The organism is Sporomusa aerivorans, from assembly GCF_041428895.1.
GTDB classification, from domain to species: Bacteria; Bacillota; Negativicutes; order Sporomusales; family Sporomusaceae; genus Sporomusa; species Sporomusa aerivorans.
Window position 1 is genome coordinate 2,452,995 of record NZ_CP156926.1, and the last position, 20,748, is coordinate 2,473,742.

At 43.6% G+C, this 20,748-nt stretch carries 22 protein-coding genes; 20 read left to right on the plus strand and 2 right to left on the minus strand.

Going from position 1 to position 20,748, the window contains the following annotated elements; all coding sequences use genetic code 11:
* Positions 1-2: 2 nt before the first annotated feature.
* The 20 genes from SATMO3_RS11435 (at position 3) to SATMO3_RS11530 (ending at position 18,942) form a co-directional block, all read left to right on the plus strand.
* A complete protein-coding gene (locus tag SATMO3_RS11435; protein ID WP_371380913.1) occupies positions 3-1,019 on the plus strand; it encodes a hypothetical protein in 1,017 nt (338 codons plus the stop codon).
* A 4-nt stretch (positions 1,020-1,023) separates the two neighbouring features.
* Positions 1,024-2,241 carry a hypothetical protein gene (locus tag SATMO3_RS11440; protein ID WP_371380914.1) on the plus strand — a complete coding sequence of 406 codons (1,218 nt, stop codon included), beginning with the start codon at positions 1,024-1,026 and terminating at the stop codon, positions 2,239-2,241.
* Positions 2,242-3,135 (plus strand): phage BR0599 family protein, encoded by an 894-nt coding sequence (locus tag SATMO3_RS11445; RefSeq protein WP_371380915.1) that lies wholly within the window; start codon positions 2,242-2,244, stop codon positions 3,133-3,135.
* Between the two features lie 12 nt (positions 3,136-3,147).
* Positions 3,148-6,306 (plus strand): phage tail protein, encoded by a 3,159-nt coding sequence (locus SATMO3_RS11450; RefSeq protein WP_371380916.1) that lies wholly within the window; start codon positions 3,148-3,150, stop codon positions 6,304-6,306.
* A 12-nt stretch (positions 6,307-6,318) separates the two neighbouring features.
* A complete protein-coding gene (locus tag SATMO3_RS11455) occupies positions 6,319-6,855 on the plus strand; it encodes a hypothetical protein (protein ID WP_371380917.1) in 537 nt (178 codons plus the stop codon).
* Positions 6,856-6,907: 52 nt separating this feature from the next.
* Entirely contained in the window at positions 6,908-7,771 is an 864-nt protein-coding gene (locus SATMO3_RS11460; RefSeq protein WP_371380918.1) for a hypothetical protein, read from the plus strand.
* Between the two features lie 12 nt (positions 7,772-7,783).
* Complete coding sequence (locus tag SATMO3_RS11465) at positions 7,784-10,384, plus strand: discoidin domain-containing protein (RefSeq protein WP_371380919.1); 2,601 nt, start codon at positions 7,784-7,786, stop codon at positions 10,382-10,384.
* A gap of 109 nt (positions 10,385-10,493) precedes the next feature.
* On the plus strand, positions 10,494-10,754 hold the full coding sequence (locus SATMO3_RS11470) for a hypothetical protein (RefSeq protein WP_371380920.1): 261 nt from the start codon (positions 10,494-10,496) through the stop codon (positions 10,752-10,754).
* Positions 10,754-11,245, plus strand: coding sequence for a hypothetical protein (locus SATMO3_RS11475; protein WP_371380921.1), 492 nt, complete (start codon positions 10,754-10,756; stop codon positions 11,243-11,245). Before SATMO3_RS11470 ends, SATMO3_RS11475 begins: the two co-directional genes overlap by 1 nt.
* Before the next feature lies 1 nt (position 11,246).
* On the plus strand, positions 11,247-12,128 hold the full coding sequence (locus tag SATMO3_RS11480; RefSeq protein ID WP_371380922.1) for a L,D-transpeptidase: 882 nt from the start codon (positions 11,247-11,249) through the stop codon (positions 12,126-12,128).
* Positions 12,125-12,304, plus strand: coding sequence for a hypothetical protein (locus tag SATMO3_RS11485; protein ID WP_371380923.1), 180 nt, complete (start codon positions 12,125-12,127; stop codon positions 12,302-12,304). The genes SATMO3_RS11480 and SATMO3_RS11485 overlap by 4 nt, the downstream gene beginning before the upstream one ends.
* On the plus strand, positions 12,304-13,110 hold the full coding sequence (locus SATMO3_RS11490) for a hypothetical protein (RefSeq protein ID WP_371380924.1): 807 nt from the start codon (positions 12,304-12,306) through the stop codon (positions 13,108-13,110). Before SATMO3_RS11485 ends, SATMO3_RS11490 begins: the two co-directional genes overlap by 1 nt.
* A gap of 21 nt (positions 13,111-13,131) precedes the next feature.
* On the plus strand, positions 13,132-13,623 hold the full coding sequence (locus SATMO3_RS11495; RefSeq protein WP_371380925.1) for a sigma-70 family RNA polymerase sigma factor: 492 nt from the start codon (positions 13,132-13,134) through the stop codon (positions 13,621-13,623).
* 120 nt (positions 13,624-13,743) lie between these two features.
* Entirely contained in the window at positions 13,744-14,298 is a 555-nt protein-coding gene (locus SATMO3_RS11500; RefSeq protein ID WP_371380926.1) for a hypothetical protein, read from the plus strand.
* A gap of 243 nt (positions 14,299-14,541) precedes the next feature.
* Complete coding sequence (locus SATMO3_RS11505) at positions 14,542-14,793, plus strand: helix-turn-helix domain-containing protein (RefSeq protein ID WP_371380927.1); 252 nt, start codon at positions 14,542-14,544, stop codon at positions 14,791-14,793.
* Entirely contained in the window at positions 14,793-15,845 is a 1,053-nt protein-coding gene (locus tag SATMO3_RS11510) for a DNA cytosine methyltransferase (RefSeq protein ID WP_371380928.1), read from the plus strand. Before SATMO3_RS11505 ends, SATMO3_RS11510 begins: the two co-directional genes overlap by 1 nt.
* Positions 15,838-16,893 (plus strand): DUF262 domain-containing protein, encoded by a 1,056-nt coding sequence (locus tag SATMO3_RS11515; protein ID WP_371380929.1) that lies wholly within the window; start codon positions 15,838-15,840, stop codon positions 16,891-16,893. Before SATMO3_RS11510 ends, SATMO3_RS11515 begins: the two co-directional genes overlap by 8 nt.
* On the plus strand, positions 16,886-17,566 hold the full coding sequence (locus tag SATMO3_RS11520) for an MAE_28990/MAE_18760 family HEPN-like nuclease (RefSeq protein WP_371380930.1): 681 nt from the start codon (positions 16,886-16,888) through the stop codon (positions 17,564-17,566). Before SATMO3_RS11515 ends, SATMO3_RS11520 begins: the two co-directional genes overlap by 8 nt.
* 829 nt (positions 17,567-18,395) lie before the next feature.
* On the plus strand, positions 18,396-18,593 hold the full coding sequence (locus tag SATMO3_RS11525; protein WP_371380931.1) for a LexA family protein: 198 nt from the start codon (positions 18,396-18,398) through the stop codon (positions 18,591-18,593).
* Positions 18,594-18,612: 19 nt separating this feature from the next.
* On the plus strand, positions 18,613-18,942 hold the full coding sequence (locus SATMO3_RS11530) for a hypothetical protein (RefSeq protein WP_371380932.1): 330 nt from the start codon (positions 18,613-18,615) through the stop codon (positions 18,940-18,942).
* 445 nt (positions 18,943-19,387) lie between these two features.
* Here SATMO3_RS11530 and SATMO3_RS11535 read toward each other — a convergent pair whose 3' ends face one another.
* Together SATMO3_RS11535 and SATMO3_RS11540 are read right to left on the minus strand one after the other, a co-directional pair.
* Positions 19,388-19,852, minus strand: coding sequence for a CPCC family cysteine-rich protein (locus SATMO3_RS11535; protein ID WP_371380933.1), 465 nt, complete (start codon positions 19,850-19,852; stop codon positions 19,388-19,390).
* 2 nt (positions 19,853-19,854) lie between these two features.
* Positions 19,855-20,631 (minus strand): YdcF family protein, encoded by a 777-nt coding sequence (locus SATMO3_RS11540; RefSeq protein WP_371380934.1) that lies wholly within the window; start codon positions 20,629-20,631, stop codon positions 19,855-19,857.
* Between the last annotated feature and the right edge of the window lie 117 nt (positions 20,632-20,748).

Here is a 20,748-nt window from a genome sequence, read left to right on the forward strand (position 1 = left end):
AGATGGCTGAAACGGTAGCGCAACGATATATGGACCTGTCAGCCTTTGGTAAAGCCAGCGCCAACATAGTAGGCCGGGCAACGAAGGTAAACCCCTTGCGCATGAAGCTGCTCGCCGAATCGCTTAGTACCGTTACCGTCCCCTTAACCTGGAGTGTCATGGCCCGGATCAATAAAGAGTGGGGCAACAACCAAACTATTACCTACATGGACACCGCTGGCAGCTATGTTTGGAATGTAGCTACCGGCGTGTTTGTCATTACGGACACAAATGGCAATATTACAACCCGGACGGGGATTGAAACCATTGAGGACTTGGAAGTTTCCTGGGGGGTTATGGCCCTGGTGCAAGTGGTGCTGGAAGTCTTGGACTACACCAACTATAACGTATTTCTTATCGCCAGCCCGGAGCCTGCTTCCAAAACGTCCCGTGCGGAATCTGTAACCTGGTGGAGTAATGAGTATTTGGCCGAGGGATCTCAACACGCGGTTTTCAGTCGAATCTCTGACGGTAAAGGTGATAACAATTTTGGTAATGTGCCGGTTGATTGTATCGGCATTGAGCCGGAATTTAGCCCGTTGCTGCTGCAAAACGGTGGGGTTTGGGTGGCAACAAACGACTACTCATTAGATTTAGTCAGTCAAGATACGAATTTGCCGTCTGAACGACCAGCACAGACCAAAGCGGGGACAACCGCAAAGGCAGTCAATTATTTAATGATTGCCGCTTTTGCCCAGAAACTGTTAAGCAGCGATTCTGCTATTGTTTATGAGCCTTCCATGCTAAAAGAATGGATTGATAGTCTCCCGTCCAGTAGTAGGCCGGAACAGTTGAGGGATGGATATTTTAAGAGTCTGGACTACCTGATGATTGCCGCGTTTGCGCAGAATTTATTAAGTAGCGATTCTGCTATTGTTTATGAGCCTTCAATGCTGTGGCAGTTCTTCCAGTGGTACTTCCAAAGTTCTGATATTGTAGCGAATACCCGAAGAATATTCGACTTATCGCCAAGGTGGTGATGATTTGGCAACTGAAATTTCCGAAACCCTTGCATTCAAAACGCAAATACATAAAGCCTGGGATGCCACCGAGCAGCGCATGGCGCTCAGAGTATACCCACGCCGGTCCATTGCCTATGACTATTACGGCATGAATGCGGCGCAAAGCCAGTACCTGCGGGCGCTATCCTACGCGAAACAAAATCAAAAAATAGAAATACCCCTGTGGCACGCTGGTTGCCGTCTCTCTGAAAGTGCTTATACAGATTTTTCGCATGTAAGCCTTGATACAGTAAACCTATGGCAATTTCGAGGCTGCAGCGGCGTCATGTTTTGGCGTAATGACAAAACTGGCGGCGATCGGTATTTTGTAAAGGCGCTCTATGCCGATGGTTCCTTAAAGCTGACGGAAATACTGGAGCAGGATTATCTAAAGGCTTCCACGGTGGTTTATCCCACCTCTTACGGGTATTTGAAACAGGAGGATAAATATTCGGCCTACAGTTCCAATCTCACTACCATGCAGCTCAATGTGGATCTGTTGGACGATTACAGCCTTACTTCTCTGCCAACAGCTCTCAATGAGTACAATTATGAAGCTTGGAAAAAGAAAACGCCGTTTCAGGACGCTTTACCGGCCTCTTATCTGGGCGTGGATATATTTCCCCTGGCCCCGTCCTGGACAGGCGATCTGGCGGCTAATTTCACGCGAAATGCGAATCTATTGGACAATGAAACCGGGCTTGTTAAATATGATTTAAAAAGCGTGTACGCCTCGGAGAATAAAGAGATTGAATATGAACTTTTCAGCCGTTCGGAAATCAACAATTTCCAGCGATTCTTTACTAGGTGCAAGGGTCGGTTGAAATCTTTTTATGCTCCGACATGGCTAAGTGATATGACTCTGGTAGAAACGGCGTCCAGCGGCCAGCTCTATTTGCTTGTCGAGTGGCCGCTTTACTGGAAGTATTACGCCAGTTTGTCCCGGAGGAAATTAATCATTGTTTATTTGCGGTCCGGTTCGGTAAAGATTTTTCCAGTGGCAGGCTATTCGACTGACAGTACCGGCGAATATGGCAAGGTCTACCTGGAAAGCGCATTGACTGCACCACTCAGAAAATCAGATGTAGTCATGATTTCCTTTCTCTGCCGGTATCGGTTTGACAGCGACACGCTGACAACCGACTATGACACCACCGGGATTGCGAATGTTAGCACATCGTTTGCGGAGGTAAATGCTTAAATGGCTGACAGTAATATATCTACCTACGAAAATAGCACCCAGGACGGCCAGCCTCTGGAGTGCTATAAATTTTTCTATGGCGATACCACGTATCAGTATACGTCCAGCCGCCATGACGTAGCCTTGACGGTGACAACGGACGGCGCGACCAGTACAGAGACGTACACGGCTGACCACATCAAACGAGACGCTATCAAGCCGTCCAGCAAAGGAAGCTCCAATTCCACGGTGGTAACGGTGGATAAGGATAATGCCGTGGCCGCACTGTTTAAGGCATCCCCACCAGATAAGCCGGTTTACCTAAACATTTTTCGGCTGCATGAGCAAGACCATGCAGCCTATGACACCATATTTGTGGGAGAGATCATACAGGCCGCTTTTGAAGACTCCGAATGCAAATTGACGGTAAAAATGGAGAACTGGCTAACCCGGAAACTGCCCAATTTCACGCGGCAGTTTTTTTGTTGTAATGTGATCTATGACACATCCTGCCGGTTAAACAAAGCGGACTATGCCAAGGAAATCTATATTGATGGCTATAAGGGCCTGACTGTAACCGTAGACTTGACCGGCTATGAGGACGACTATTTTGCCGGCGGGCTGTTTTATTATAACAACAATGTCCGGATGATAACCGCCAGCACCTCGACCACCTTAACCCTCCGGTATCCGTTTCCGACTACGCCAATGGGTAATGTGACCATATATCCTGGTTGCAACCATTTATTTAGGATCTGTGCAATTCGCTATGGTAATACGCTTAATTTTTCCGGGTGTCCCTATGTGCCACCAGAGTTTAGCAATGATGATAAAGTGGGCAGCGGTGTATATTGGGTTGATTCGACGATAGTGCAGCGGGATACCGACGGCTATATTGGAACTATATCGCTTTAGGAGGCGGCGGCTATGGCCATGAACAAGTGGGTAGGCTGGGGGCTAACCACGCTCCTGTCTTACTTTTTGAATCGTAGTGATAATGATACAGACAGTGATCCGTCCGAGTTAGGCGCGGAAGCTGCTGAACTAGGAAAGCCGGTGCCAGTTGTCATGGGACGGCAAATAATAGAAAGTCCATTAACTATTTATTACGGAGATTTTAGTTCTAAAGCCTATACAGAAAGTTACTCTGCTTGGGCTGAGTTTGATGGCTGGGCGTTAGTATTAAGTCTAATTGCTGCATATATAGCTGCGCCATCCACAGGACACCAAGTCACACCAGCCAAGGTAACTGGTAAAGTAACTACTGGGCAAGGGGCAGGCGGTTCTGTAACTGGCACAGCATCTGGAGCAACTTATAAAGATGATACAACCGGGAGCCTGTTAAATTCCTTATTTATGTGGCTTCTATCTACGCTAATAAACGGGCGGCTTTTAAAAACCACCATCCAAAAGGGATTTAAATACTACCTGGGGTATCAGGTGCTGGTTTGCGTTACTGGGGAGAATATAAGGCTACGTAGCTTGTACATCGGCTACGACAAAAACAGTGACGACGATAATAACGGCCCCGTATGGACCGGGGACGAGTCAAGAGAAAATCATCTTACTTCACCTTTTGTTATCAGCGTCGATAATGATGAACTGTTTGGCGGGGCTGACGAAGGCGGCGGCTTCATCGGGGATGTGCGGGTATATTTGGGTGGCGCCGAGCAGCCGGCAGACTCCTGGATGGTTGAGCAAATGAGCGCCGATTCTGTACAAGAGGAATTACGCGGCCTTACACCGGCCTATCGTCCGTTTGTAAGTGCGGTTGTCCCAACGGCCTATGTCGGCAAACAGGCCCAAGTCCCGAATATGTATTTTGATATGCAGTGGATACCTAACCGGCTGGGGCTTGGCGGCATTGGCGATAATGACGCAAATCCCATGGAATGCATTTATGAAATGACTGTCAATAACGAGTGGGGCCTGGGAAAAGATCCGTCTGTACTCAATGTGGATTCGATGCTGACCTGCGGTAAAACTCTGGCCGAAGAGGGCCGGGGCGTATCCATCAAGATAACAACCAGGACCGAAGTAAGCACGATTATTGACAACCTCTGTGAGCATCTAGATATGGTTCGTTATGATGATCCACAGACCGGCAAGCTGACTTTTAAACTTATCCGGGACGATTACAATATTGATGCCCTGCCGGTGCTGGATTCATCCATTGTGAGTGAAATCAGCTATACCCGCACCGTTTGGTCAAATTCCAAAGGCGAGATTGTTGCCAAATACTCCGACAGCTCATCTTTGTATGATACAAGCACCGTGACCGATAATGACCCGGCGATCATTGAGGCCAATGACGGCGACCGCAATTCTGAGGATATGGATTTTACCTATTTTACAACTTCTGCAAATGCAGCCTGGGCCGCGAACCGGGAATTGAGGGAAAAGGGCTATCCGCTGGCATCGGTGAGATTGGTATGCAACCGCAAAGCAAGCTCGCTTCGTCAAGGGGATGTATTTAAGCTCAACTGGGACCCCTACGGCATAGAAAAGCTGGTTATGCGGGTTAACGACATTGATTTAGGGGATTTTACTACCGGGGAAGTAACCATTGACGCGATTGAAGATGTCTTTGGCGTTGGGAAAACCAGCTATGGTGTGAGTGACACCACATCCTGGACTCAACCGGACAACTATCCTACCGGGGTGCAGCTATTCCGCTATTTTGAGGCTCCGTTTGAAATACTGCAAACCAAAGATAGCTATGTCTATGCGGCTGCGGTGTTACCAGCCAAGGATACAGTGAAATGGAATGTTTGGCGGTATCGTGATTTAAGCTGGACGAAAACTACCAGCATGACGAAATGGACACCTGCGGGGCAGCTTGTGGGTTCGATTGCCGAGGATGGCGACGCGGAAGATGTTACCGGCTTTGAGGTCATCGACATTAACGGTGATGTTTTGGAAATGGCTGAACGCAAAAGCGAGTCCGGCATAGCATTAGCCCGCAATGGTTCACGATTATTAATGATTAACAATGAACTCATGGGTTGGGGAACGTTAACCCAGCTTTCAAATGGCAACTTCAAAGTAACAAATGTTATCCGGGCTACTTACGACACCGTACCCGCCGCTCATGCCGCTGGCGCTACGGTTTATTTTTTGGATTACGGTTATTATTCCAATGTTACAACCGGCGGGGCCGTATGTGCTAAAGGAAAAACCACAACGGAGAAATATAACATTACGACAGCCACGGCTACCGAAGAAGAAGAATTTAGCGATACCAAAGTAACCTCTTTAACTACGGTACGACGGGCCGAACGGCCAAGCCCCCCGGGACGCATCCGCATGACCAGTCATTTAAATAGTCAGGTTTCCCGGCTGACAAAAGCGGCCGGCAATGTTGCATTAGCCTGGACAACGAGAAATAAAAATGCTTCTTATGGCTGTGTGTCACAAGAGGATTTAGTAGATTATTACAGCGGGCAAACGGTGGCGGCTCCTGTCGGGCTGCAGACGGTGATCCGGGCCTACCTGGGCAGCACCATGATCCACGAAGAGATATTATCCCAGATTGAAAATGAGGAAAATCCCTTGATGCCTACCACACTAACCGACTTTACTTACACCTGGGCAGAGCGTTGCCTTGACAGCACCGATTTTAGCCAGGATACGATTCTGACGATGACGGCCAAGCTGGATGGACTTGAATCTTACCAGTACCAAAGCCGGATCGTGGAGTGGAAGCCGCCGTATATTGTGGACGCCTGTGCTACCGAAGAAGAAGCGCAAACTATACTGGCGAGTATCTATTCCGCTGACGGCATTGCGTTAACCTTTAGCGACGCATCGAAAAACAGGGCTATCCCAATCAAAGCCATGCCGCTTATCATCCTGGGAACCGTTTTGGATACAGAGCAAACGGGCGCGATCTTGTCCAAAGACGGCAAATATGTGGTGCCAAACGGCACAGCCCTGGCGATTACCGGGGAAGGGACTTATGACACCGTAACCCTGGGGAACGGTTATATAGTCCTCACCTATTTCGATGCTACAAGTCCGGGAAGTTTGTACGCTTACCAGTTTGACGGGACGAACTTTAATAAAATAGCCGTCCCCAGTTTATAAGGTGGTGATTTTGTGGCGACAGAAACAGAGAATATCAAACTTAAAAAGCTGGAAGACAGCGACAAGGTAGTAAAGGACATTTTCAATGAGAATGTCGATATCTTAGAAGCGAAACTGACGGAGTTGGAAGCGGGGCAGACCGAGGATATTAGCGCCCTGGAAACAAGAGTATTGGCTACCGAAACCGGGTTAACGAATCTGGCGGCTACAGTTGCTGCCAAAAAAGATGAAAGGGCCGTTACCTTCCTCAGTGCGGATTATGAAGTCCGGTATCCTTGGAAAGGGACGGCCAAGCAAATCACAGTAAGCCTTAAATCTGTTCGCACCACGGACACCAGCTTTGAGCTTCAGCGACAATCGAGTACCGACTATGCAGCACAGGCCGCCAATTGGGAGAAAATTGGCGGTCAAACTTTTAACCTGGTTGCCGGTTCGGTGTCCGGGGATTATTCTATTAGCCACGGTATTACTGCCGGCGATATATTGCGGCTGTATACCACCAGTGACGATAGCGATATGTCAGTCCAACTGTTTATTTTAAATAGTTAAGAAATGATTTTAAAGTATTTTAAAATAGTTTTAAATTATTGGAGGAGTTAACATGGCCGTACCTACAGATTATGTATTTTCTTCTGGAACTTGTTTAAAGAGTCAAATTTACCAGCTCATTATTGATAAGCTGGTGGCCGCAGGCTGGACGGATACTTCTTCACTGGCATCCAGTGATTTTGTAGTTTTGAAGTCTACAGGCAACAACGGAGACAAAAATCTAATACTTAATATCCGGGATACAAACGCATCTGCTGCAAACTCCGTAGTAAGTACCGACTATTGCGTTATGTCTTACCGACTGCAGGATACCTACACACCCGGCACTACCGGAGTAGCCGGAACCTTTGGCCGGTCTTCGCTTGCCTGGACTGCCCTATACCTTGCCCCGGTTTCCGCGCTGACAACCACGCTGGCGGCAGCTACACCAATAAATTATAAAGTGTACGCGGATGCCAGTAAGATTATCCTGCTACTGGAATACCCGTATGCCACGGGTTACAGCCCGACACTCATTTACATGGGCCAGCCGGATACTGTGTATGTTACTGAGTCCAACAATCGCGGTTGTCTCACAGGCACTACCAACAACGGCACTACGGCAAGTTCGGTCATGATCTGCAATACCTCCGACGACCAGGCGTCTGCAACCGCGCCTTATGCGATAGCCACAAGCGCCCTGCTGCCGTCCAAAAATCCAAACGGGGCCGGGAAATATGCTGTATCTGAGATTTATTACGGCTCAACCACAGAAAGTATTCGCGGTAAATTAGACGGCGTCCTTTGTGCCTATAATAGTAACCTACTTACGGGCGACCAGATAACCATAGGCACGTATACTTACTATGTGGCTGTATGCGCTTCGGTGAACGTGCTTTCCTTTCCTTCCTTGGCTCTATTAGTTCGAATCGCGTAAGGGGCTGATTAAATGTCAACTACGCATGGCTATAACATTTTCGGGAGTGGTTTGACTGATTTAACCGGAACTATCCCCGGCACTGATGGTATTACTTATACCATCAGTGCCAGTTCTACACTATCTACTTCATATCCAGCATATAACATATTCAATACAGGATTGGGCGGTGCCGGATGGAAGGCTTATTCAACGTCGCTTGGATGGATTAAAATTGTATTTAGTTCTGCTGTAACCATTTTTAGATTCTCAATAATAACAAACAACTGTCCTGTTTTTTATTTTCAGGGTAGTAATGATGGAAGCACATGGACTACCCTTTATACGGGAACTGGAAAATCTGGCTCAACTGCAACTGTTTCTGGTGATTTTACAACCACCGGAGCATATCTACAATATCGTTTTTATGCCACATCAACAAATACTGGTTATTACATTACTGCAAGTGATTTAATGTTTTTACTTACTGCTGAAACCAGAGACTCAAAAAATGTTGATGGGCTACTACTTTCAGAGGTAATTAAATCTGAAGGAATAAAGAAACAACGAGTAGTTACTGGGCTTATCCCAGAAACATTCAGATGTGGAAAGCGTGACAAAAATGTTCCCGGAATTGTTCCAAAGACAATATCTTGTGGTAAGCGGGATAGAAAAGCGACAGGTTTTTTAAGGCCAAGTTTGGCAATGGAAGAGAGGGAAAAGAAATTACCCGGCATACTTAGGCCAAACTTAAAATTCAGCAAGCGGCAAAGAATCACGCCTGGGTATATCAGCTCTCAGATAGCCAAAGGAACAAGGGAGCAGCGGACAGTACCGGGCTTTATTCCCAGAAGTATCACTGCTGGCAAACGTGTTAGAAGCGTAACCGGATTTATGCTGCCTAACATGAAGCCGGGGATAAGAAGCAGGAGTAATGAAGGTGTACTTGTCGAGACGGTACTATACGACTCAAACGCTGCCGATCATATCAGGCTTACGGTTACGCCGACATTCTCTTATGAAAGCTCCGCTATTGAAGCATCAACGGTTAATACTCGGGAAAGCACCACAGGCAAATATTCGTTGCTTATTGGTGGCACAGAATCAATCTCTTATGCGGATACCAGTATTGATTTGGCAGCTTTGTCATTTCAATTAGACCTGGCAGACTTGGCAACGGGAGATAATAGCTGTAGGCTTTACTTGTTATATGATGATGGTGGCCGGGATTACCTTGATTTTGTCGTAACCCTGGAAGAAACCTATCGCGCTACATCATATCGAACGTTATACACGTATACTGGGGGATTTAGCTTATCCGGTGACATTGGTAAATTAAGAGAAGATGATATGGAGTATGTGGGTAATAACATAACTGGTGGCAATGGTGTTTTAACCACTACAGACGTTATTTCATTTGATTTATCGAAGGTTAAAGGTATAAATGGCATAAACATTGCCGGTGATGGCTGCTTGTTCCTGGTTAGCTTTGATGGCAGGCAGACTTGGTATGCCTACCAAGATTCAACTTGGGTTGTAGTGGATAGCGACAATATTGCAACCAACGGTATGACGGCCAGCATATTGTCAGCCATAACAAACGCGCAGTGGGCAGAGATATTCCAAAGAACACAGCTTGATTTTATGTGCTATATGAGTTCTTTGTTGGCTTCTCACGTTACATCTTATGCACCCGAAAATTTATATACTTCGGGTGTACTTCCTACAGGTGATTATGATTGGCATACAAAGACTGTATCTGCTCCAAGTAGTGAATATAAGATATCAAAAATCCAAACCCTTTGGTCTGGTGGTGCACAGGGAAGTACGCGTTATAACTACGCAGAAATATTAAGTAATTTATATACGACAGCAACCATGGTTATAAAAAACTATACAATCGGCGTAACATCTACTTATGTCTCACCTGATAACGAAAAGATTACGTCCATAACCTTTGGTTTTAACGGTACTTCAAATTCATATAATTATTATTACATTTATCAGAAATCCACTCAAGCCTACCTCCAGAGCATCACCGCTCTGTTCCAAACCAACTCTGCCCCAACAATCTCCAATGTTGCCCTATCGCCCGCTGAGACGCATACAGAATCCACACTGACCGCTCATATCGCGGATTCGGACGGCGACAACGCAAGCTATCGCATCCTGGTAAATGGGGAAGAGTTCCAAGCCTACAATACAGGCGATTCGTTCGAATATGACATTTCGGTTGTTATCCCCAGCAACGCAACCATCGTAGGGACAAACGCTATAACAATTGAGGCAACAGACGGAGTAGCCACAAATCAATATACCACCTATTTGACCAAAACAGATGCCATACCTGAGATAGTCGCGGTACTTGATAAGACAACCCTAACAGCCGTTATCAGTGACGCGGACGCCGATACCATGAGCTACCAAATTACGCTTAATGATGTTGTGCTGGTAGCCTGGACAGAGTTTGCAACAGGCCCAATAAGTATAAGCTATAAACTGCCGGCGAAAAGCATTAAGGTAGGGAAGGAAAACAACTTAGTCCTTGAGGTAAAAGACTCCTTAGAACAGACGGCCAGCGTGGAAATTGACTTTGTTGGTGTACGGTATGGGAAATTCCCTTTCATTATCTAGTTTCTTTTTATCAGTGTTTTTATGGGGTGATAATATGCCGCGTGAACCATGTACTGCCGCTAATTAGCGGCTATTTTTATGCGAAAAATGATTTTTACGGGGTGATCGCTTGGGCGAAAAGGATTTTCAGCAAGATGTTATTGACCGGCTTGCCCGGATTGAGACAAAGCAAGATACCACGATGGCAACGGTGGAAGATCACTCCAAAACGTTGGTGCAGCATGGCAAAGATATTGTTGCAACTGACGCCAGGGCGCGGTCAGCTCATCATCGGGTTGACAGTATATTTCTGACTGCCGGTATTGTCGGTGCTGTGGCCGGATGGGTAGCAGAATTTGTTGCAAAATTATTTGGTAAAGGGGGGCAGTAATGGGGAATCCAGAAAAAATAACAACTGAACACGTTGAGCAGCGAACCATTAAAGAAATTATTATTACCCCGGAACACGGCCAACGATCAGCCGAATTTAGGCGAAGCGTCGCCAAGCTCAAAAAAGACGGCAATTACCGATGCCCGATCACCGACAGAACTACCAATATACAAGTCCATCATATTGCGGAATTTAGCCTTGCGAATGTCATTGATTTTGACAAACTCAAGGCTTTTTTGCTGGTTATAGATCCGTTTGGCTATAGTGAGCAAATGGCCGATCAGCCGCTAACCCATATTGATGATATTCGCAACCTGCTGCCGCTGGCTACCGAGTACCACAACAACATTAATAACCTCCTGGGCAACGGCACCGGCATCCATAATATGACCTTTCCGGCATGGGTAGCGCAGTTTGTGTGCAAAGACGGCCAATGCCCGGTACCGCAGGAAGGCGAAACCATTGAAACTGTTTTAGAAAGGGTTGATTGATATGCAGCTTATCTACAGTCGGCAGGATCAGCGAATTTATCTTAAAAGGGATAATAGTGAGGTTAAGTCATGGGAGTGCCGCAGTGACTTTGTAGATGGATACAACGATGCAGGCCAGCCGCGTGAATCATTGCCTATTGGTGAGTACACAGTTTCGGCCGACGAACCGCCGGCAGAAAACAATGCCGCATATGGTACTTTCTATATCACTACTGGCGACCCACGGGGCCGGGATATTCACGGCGGCGGCAGCGGGTGCGACGATCCGCTTACCGACTATCAAGGATGGTGCCCAACTTATGGATGCTTACGGATGCAAAACGCAGACGGCCAGGAACTTAGCCGAATTATTATTGCTTCTGGTAATAGCGTTCCCCTAAAGGTTCAAGAAGATCCTTTTGCTACGGAAGAACCGAAAACCGGCAGAGTGGTTAATCCGTATTTTTTTGAGTTTGCCAAGGTTGCTGCCGAGCTTGCCAATACGGGCCGTGACAATATCATCAAGCCGGAGTGGATTTACGCCCAATGGGTGCATGAAAGCACCAACATAGACAAAGACAGCCGGTTTTACGGCCAGCCGTTTATGTCCGGCATGGCGCTGGATTACAACAACTTGGCTGGGCTCACGCAGGAAGCGCCCAACAACACGCCCCAGCCGGACGGCCAGTATTTTTACATGCAGTTTCGTAATTGCAAAGCCTACGCCGAGTATTTTGGCCGTTATCTCAGGTATTATGCGATTGACGGCATATATGAAGTAACCGACATTGACGGTTATGTTGCTGCCCTGAAGCATGGCGGCTACTTCGGGGATTTGCTGGAAACCTACTTGGCTAGATGCAAGGCGATTCTGCGAGAAACATTTGGGGAGGAATGGACATGATAGAGCTGATAAAAATTGATGATTCCGGAATTTTTTCTTTGCCGGATAGCGTGGAAGGAAAAGTGCAGTCGGTGTATGCCAACGGCATCGAAGTGGAGTTTGCTGTAACAGAAAACGGCAATATTGATATTACCGAATATAAGGGCCAAGCGGTCATTACTGCGGATCTGGTCTAATGGGCAAGGTGACACTGATTTTTGTTGGCGGCGACACATTGGTCGATGATGTCATCGAGAAAGTAACATCTGGTGACTATAGTCATGTTGCTATTAAAATCAATGGCGGCGTCCTGGAATCGACAGGAATTATGAAAGCTGGTGATAGATATCCAGGCGTACATATGCGCAATATGAACGAATATGAGGGCAACCCCTATGCCGTATTTTTCGACATAGACTTGCCAAATCAAATAGCGGCTGAATTAATGGCTAAAAAACTGTTAGGCAAGTTTTATTCTTATATCGGGTGCATCGAAGGCGGCGCGCATACACTTTGGGGTATAAACTTGCATCCTATTATAAATGGGGTAATTAACTGGGCAATCATGCTATTTATGCGTTTGCCGGTTAATCTCGATACCGGCGCATGGACAATGAATTGTAGCGAAACCGTCACCCGAATATTACGGGCAGGCGGTTTTAATATTTTACCTGGGATTGATGCCGATTGTATTACCCCAATGGATTTGTATCGCTATTTAACTGGTGGGCAGTTAAAAATAAATGAAATGAGGAATGGTAAAATGGCAAACACGAATAACTCTATCTGGGCAGCATTGGGTCAAATCGCACTGGCGGCAGTAACGAGTTATGGGGCGTCGAAGATCAGTGACAGTGAAGCGTCCTGGACAACCTACCGTAATCAGATGGTGCAAGGTATGGCGGCAACGGCCCTGACAGCCGCAATCCAGCAGTACAATACTGCGGTGGCGGCCAATGCGCAAGCCACAACAACTGAAACCACCTCCAATCAGCAACCGTAAAAAGCCAACTGACGGCGCTGAGTGATTTTAGCCCTCGGGAAACCGGGGGCTTATTTTATTTTTTGGGAGGCGATTCAAATAGACAAGCAACTTCTTTGTCAGCAGTTTAAGCCACTAATTAAGAAGTACGCGGGTATATATAGAAAATCCGTTCCTGATGCTGAATCGGAAGCATGGTTAGCTTTGTTACAAGCCATACATAACTTCAATCCCGATTTGGGAGTCCCATTGGCCGGCTATCTTGAAAGCCGGGTTAAGTTTGGCCTGCTAAATCTTTGGCGAAAAGAAGCAAAGCGCAAGCAAATGGAATACCAAGGGGACAAGGCGCTTGCATATATAGCGGCTCCGGATGATCCGCAGGCTGAGTTAGTATATAAGGAAACTATTGAGAGGATGCTGGCGGCTTTGCAAGCATTGCCGCAGCGGCAGCTGCTTGTGTTAGTTCACATTTTTGTATATGGTCGCAAGCTGGCATATATCTCTCAGATATTAGGGTTACGGTACAGGCAGTAAGTCAAATAAAACATAGTGCGTTGAGGCGTTTAAAAAGCCAGTTGATCTGAATGTATATAAGTGAAGGCCTTCAAAGTAAGATCTGTTTTAAAAAAAATTTTGGAGAGGAAGTGTTTAGAAATGGCAAGAACCTTTAGTTGCAATGAGGAGATTATCGTAGTATCCAAGGGAACCGAAGACATTGGCAAATTAGCTATGCTTGGCAATGACGGGAAATTTGATCCGAGTGTGATTCCGGACGGTGAGAAAAATACTGCAGTTTGTCGTGTATCAAGAAGTGTAGACCAGAGTATTCCCAATACAGTAGCTACGAAGGTTGTCTTTGATTCTGTAGAATTTGATTCGGATAATATGTATAACACAACGAATCCAACAAGAATTACAATTCCTTCGGATGGCGTATACCAAATTGTTGCTCAAATTATTTATAATTCTCAGGGTACTGGATATAGGGCGGCAAGTATTATGCTTAACGGTTCTATTAATCTTTCGGGACAGTCAAGTGTTGCAAATGGTACGAACACATGGGGGGGAAATGTGGGGAGTATTAACAAGCTGCAAACAGGTGATTATGTTGAATTGCAAGCCTTCCAAATAAGTGGAGGAGCATTAAATGTAATTAATGATTCTGCACAAGGACGGCCATTCTTAGCAATCTTTAAAGTTTCAGATTAGTTCATGTTTCATGATTTGCACTTCCCGGTGGCTTAGGCTGCCGGGCTTTTTTATTTCTAAAGAAGTTCTAAAAAACGCGATGTATACTATTCTAATCCACTATGTTAACTCTTTTGCTGCCTGCCGGGTTCGTCCTGGTGGGCGGCTTTTTTATGCACAGAAGGGCTAAAATTTTAGCTATGTTACTTATTGTATGTTGACTTATTGTCTGAAATTACGCGATAATATTTATTGGGTGATTAAATGAAGTTACTGCATACTTTTGCTGGAAATCTTAAGCGATATCGAACTGAACGTGGATTATCACAAGAGGGATTTGCAGATATAGCAGGTTTGCATAGAACATATATTAGTGCAATTGAGCGTGAAAAGCGCAGTATTGCGCTTGATAATGTTGAAAAAATTGCTTCCGCTTTGGGTATTGATGCATACCTTCTTTTTGTGGAAGATAAAAAAATGATTGAAAATAAACAGTCACCCATGGAGGTGACATAATGCCTTGCGCAGCTATTGATTTATTCTGTGGTATCGGGGGTTTGACACATGGTCTTTTACTGTCTGGTTTACAAGTACTTGCAGGAATAGATATAGATGGGACGTGTCAATATGCATATGAAACGAATAATCAAGCTGTATTTATTGAGGCTGATGTCGCCCAGTTACCATCTGATATAATTTCGAATATTTACCCTAATGGCCTGATACGCGTATTGGTTGGTTGCGCTCCATGCCAGCCTTTTTCGAGATATACACAGCGATATCGCAAAGAAGGCCACAAAGGGGATAAATGGCGACTCCTTTATGCTTTTGCAGATAAAGTCCGTGACATTATGCCAGAGATAGTCTCAATGGAAAATGTTCCTGAATTAGCAGCAGAATCTGTTTTTAATGATTTTAAAGCTGCACTTATAGAAATGGGATATTATGTTTCGTGGAAGATAGTGTATTGTCCCGATTATGGTGTTCCCCAAAGCAGGAGGCGGCTTGTTTTACTTGCTTCGAAATTGGGAGAAATTTCACTTATAGATCCTCAATATACCCCCGAAACATATTTAACCGTTCGAGATACCATTGGTAACCTCCCGCCTATTGATGCTGGTCAATCGTTTGAAGAAGATCCATTGCATTGTTCTTCACGTTTATCATTAATAAATATTGAGCGCATTAAACAATCACGTCCTTGCGGGACATGGAGAGACTGGGATGCAGCTTTGCAATTGAATTGTCATAAAAAGGAAAGTGGAAGCACATATCCCTCAGTATATGGCCGTATGTCATGGGAAGAGCCCGCACCAACAATAACTACGCAGTTTTATGGTTATGGTAATGGCCGTTTCGGGCACCCTGAGCAAAACAGAGCACTGTCTATAAGGGAAGGTGCAATGTTGCAATCATTTCCTTACGACTATAAATTTCTTCCTTTTGGTGCTAGATTAAGCAAAAAAGAATTGGGGATACATATCGGAAATGCTGTACCTGTGAATCTTGGGCGTGCTATTGGCGAGAGCATACAACGTCATATTGGGGAGGTTGCTGAAAATGGCTAAAACGGTACAAAAACCTATCACTTATGAGCAAAAAACTCAGGCAGATATACAACTCAAGGAATTACAAAGACAAATAGATTACGATACAAAAGATTACACTGTTGAACTCATTGTTACTAAATTTGATAAAAGTGATTTCTTTATTCCTAAATATCAGAGAGAGTATATATGGGCAGATAAAAATAAGACATCCTTTATTGAGTCTGTGCTATTAGGACTGCCGATTCCATTCATGTTTTTTGGTGATTGTGAGGATGGACGATTAGAAATCATCGATGGCGCACAACGGATCCAGACACTTGTAAAGTTTATAAAAGGTGAGTTAGCTCTATCTTCTTTGTCAAAATTAACAAGACTAAAGGGCTTTAAATTTTTTGATTTATCAGAAGCACAGCAAAGACGCTTTAATAATAAAACGATGCGTGTGATAGTTCTGGATGAGTCTACGCCAAATGATGTTCGTCAGGATATTTTTAATCGTATTAATAGGTCCGGTATAAAAGTAAATGAATCTGAAGTTCGACGTGGATCATACCCCGGTAATTTTGCTGACTTTATTGATCAGTGTGGACAAGATGAGTTGTTTAAAACAATATGTCCTGTTTCAAAAAAACAAGAAGATCGACACGAGAGATTTGAACTTGTTTTAAGATTTTTTGCATATGTAAACGATTATACTTCATTTGACCATAGAGTATCCGATTTTCTGGATGAATTCCTTATCGCGCATCAGCACACATTTGCTGAGCAGGCGTATCTTGATGAATTTAACAAGACAATGCAATTTGTTACCAAATATTTTCCATTTGGGTTTGCAAAAAGCAAGGATGCGACTACTACTCCTCGTGTACGTTTTGAAGCTATATCTGTTGGTGTCGCTCTTGCCCTTAGAAGTAATCCAAAACTGACCGTGGATTCTATCGACTGGATTAATTCTAAAAAGTTTAAGGCTCTTACCACGTCTGATGCCAGCAATAATCAAGGAAAATTGAAAGAGCGAGTTGAATACGTTAGGGATCAATTACTAAAGGATGCTACGAATGAATAACACAATGCTTCTTTTTGATGATAGAGTGTCTGAGATTGAATTCTATTATTCCATAATGCTTGATAGTGAAAATGGAAGCGGAAAAATTCAGACTATTGACAATGCGAGATTTCAACGAATCCTCAAGTCCAATTTTTTGCTTATGTTGTACAATTTGGTTGAGGCTTGTGTAATTAGTGGCCTTATGGAGATATATGAGAATTTAAAAAACAGTGGTAGCAGTTATGGTGACCTTATTGTTGAAATCCGATCTATTTGGTCAAACCATGAAATAGGAAAAGTGTATTCTAATGTGGCAGGAAGAGCCGTTTATGAAGATCGTGTGAAGTCTATTATCAATCATGTTATTTCAAGTCAGCCAATTATTTTAAGCCGAGAGGCGATAGGCATAAGTGGAAACCTTGATGCGAGGGTCATAAAAAAGCTTTGTGATAAGCATCGGATTAGATATGTCGCATCAGATGAGGATGGCTGTTTAAAAATCGTAAAAGACAAACGAAATAATCTCGCTCATGGTGATGAATCATTTGGCGATTGTGCAAGAGATATGACGTTAACAGACCTTGAGCATATTAAAGATGGAGTAGTGTGTTTTATAAGGGCAATATTGTATGGAATGAAAGAATATCATGATAACAAGCACTACTTACTGGCCTCATTAGAAATTAATTAATCTCAATGACACTACGCTATTTGCCAGACGTTTAATGAAGGTTGCCGCACCCTCCGGGGTGCGGTTTTCTATTTATTGCCGCCCAAGAAATTTCAAATAATAGTAAGCTACAATATAAGAGTAAATAGTTGCTCAGCTATTTGCACGTACTTTCCCAAACCCAGCACTATGTCGCTGGGTCTTTTTTTAGCAGTGGCCGTTCGGCTGGGATGAAAGATGATGGTTTAAAATATTACCTCTTCTTGAATTTATTGGGATAAAAGCTCTTAATTTGCAGGAATTTAGCGAAAAGGCAGAGAATAGTTTTGCTATATACTACCAATATTGGAGGGATACCATGCGAATCAGTTGCAGATGTGGACATACAGAAATACTTTCAAATAAAATGGGAAACTTTGAGGTTCATCTAATTAGGTTTTCTGTAGACAGCAAAACGGGAGTAATATCCGTAGTTTGCAAGAATTGTGGGCATAAATCAGAAGAAATATTAATAGGTGCTTGATATGATGGGAGAGGGTGGCTGTTAGCTAATTATTCGGAAGGACCACCTCTAATTAATTATGTTATAGAACCAATCAAATATTTACCTTTAATGTAAAAAAAATTGCATATAAATACCTATGTTTTACCATAATATTTCTTCTAAAAATGAGCCCCTGGCACACGCCAGGGGCTCATTTTGTATTATTGCAACAATTGGTAAGTAATGGTGTTGTGAATGAAATATTATAATTCTATTTAGTTCTAGGATTGTTATTGCTGGGATTAATTGTCTATGCTAGAATATACAAAAAAGATTTGGGAACATATGTTCTTGTGGAGGGTGAATATGTCCAAAGAAAAAGCAATACTTAATTTTTTAAACCAATCGCACGCGTACTCGCCAACAATCCGCGAAATTGGGGAAGCAGTGGGGCTTCGTAGCAGCTCAACGGTACATATGTATTTAAAGCGATTAGAGAAGCAAGGGTTTATTGAGCGACAGCTTGGCTGCCCACGGTGCATATCGGTGGTTCATGGCAAATAGAATTTGGAGGAGTTGTATCATGCGGTCATTTGATGAAATAATAGCTGCTGGAGTTATTCGCCATGTTGAAGAAAAAGAATGTTTAAGGTATAGCTGTCACACACCAGATCATGAGAATGGTGTTTTTGTCATAGGGAATGTATTAATAATTGTTACCACAGAGTATGTAGATGGGATAAGAATAGAGCATTTAAGCGCAAGTCTACCGTACGGGAACCTTGATTTAAGAGATATTAGGGAGATTAAAGAAATCTTTTGGTTGCCACAAGAAATAAAAGATGTAACAAGGCTGTGTATACCATCAAAGGTAGTTCATTTACAGAGAAAACGTAAGGTTCGAGTCGCGTAATTATAATAAAATTTGGTGTGCAATTGGTGTGCAATTAACCATATTTCTGACCTGTTTTTTAATAATTTTACGATTTTTTGATAAAGATAAACCCCATACTTACTGGATTTGCAAGGTTTTAAAGCCCACTTTTTCACACTTCTAAGCGGTTGGCCGTAGGTTCGATTCCTACCAGGCGTGCCAGGGAAATCAAGGCTTCCGAGGAATTGGAAGTCTTTTGTTATGGTAAAATTGCCGTTTATTTTCAAAAAAGAGTACAAAAGAACTCCAAAGATACAAAAAGTTAAGCAGGCTATTTGGCCTGCTTTTTTTGTTTTTCCAATCTCTCTTTTCCTTTAGCTTTACTATCAGCCAGAAAGTCGGACATTATTGCGGCGGTTTCCTGTTCCGCGGATTTTATTGAGTTATTTTTCCGATTAGTTGGGAAAGAGTCGGTCAAAACGATTTATTCGTATAAGCGGCATAATTTTGGCGCGGTAGCCTTATCTTTAATACGTGCTTCGTATTCTCTGATTTTTTCGCTGGTAATGTTGTCTAGTTTATCTTCGAGCTTAAGGACTTCTTGCCAAAGGGATTGTTTTGTGGGTTCATCATCCGTTGCTCTTAGTTCTTCAAAGCATTTAACTAATAATTGTTTAGCTTCTAACTCTCCGGGCCAATTGCCAGGCATAATTCTCGTGTCATTATCAGGGTAGTACATTACTAAATACTTTTTGAAGTTCTCCCTGGCCTGGGTTAGCGAATATATTCCGTTTGGTCCGCCCCGAACTACATCAGCAAAAGAATCATCCTGACCATCATCCTCCCAGTTACACAAGACGCAAATATCCCACTCAGACATTTGGGGGTCGATTCTTTTAGATAATGTGGGGTAACCACAGCATGGGCAAAATGATCTTTCGATTGTCATAGTTATTTCCCTCCAGTTGGAGTTGTTACCAAATCTTTAATAGTGGCAAAATATTCGCGTATCGAATAATTAATCCTAACCATAATGGGGCTCGTACTTGCCAAACCATAGTAGTTTAAATTAAGTTGGCGACAAAGGAGCTTTGCTCTTAACATATGGTAATCGCTGGTGATAATTAGTAATGTTGGCTCACCCTTAGAATTTAAATATGCGATATTCTTGCTGAATAATATATTCTGCCTTGTAGAAGTGGACTTATCTTCATAAATAATTTTTTGACTATCAAGGCCCTTTTGGATCAGATATTTTCCCATGGCTTCAGCTTCTGAAACTAACTCTCCTTCTCCCTGGCCTCCGGAAACTATTACTTTTACCGTTCCGTTTTTGACAAGATAGTCATAGCCTGTGTCTAATCGGGTTTTAACGGTATTAGAAATTTTATCGCCATCTAACCCGGCACCCAGAATTACAGCATAGTCTACATGACTGTTAGTAGTAGCTTGCCATTCGCGTATAACAAAAGCTTCAATACCAATAAAAGAAAGATAAAATAGAATCAATCCGCTAATAGATATTTTACGCAAGAGTATAAAGCCTTTACTTAAACTGATATAAAATTTTGCTGCATAAAAGTAGAGAAAATATACTAGAAACAAAGAGAGCCATGTACCTAGAAGGAATACTGTTCCATAGGTAAAGCCCAACAAGCATATTAGCAAAATAACGATTCCCAATGAGGAAATTAATGATGTCTTAATCAGCACAAGTTTCAAATTCATAGAATACTCAACCTTCGTCTTATTCGCATAGAAGAGAGATTTAAATACTGCTACTACACTATTCCTCGAACAATCAATATAACCTTCCCCAAATTGGTAGTTATGGGTATAGCTAGG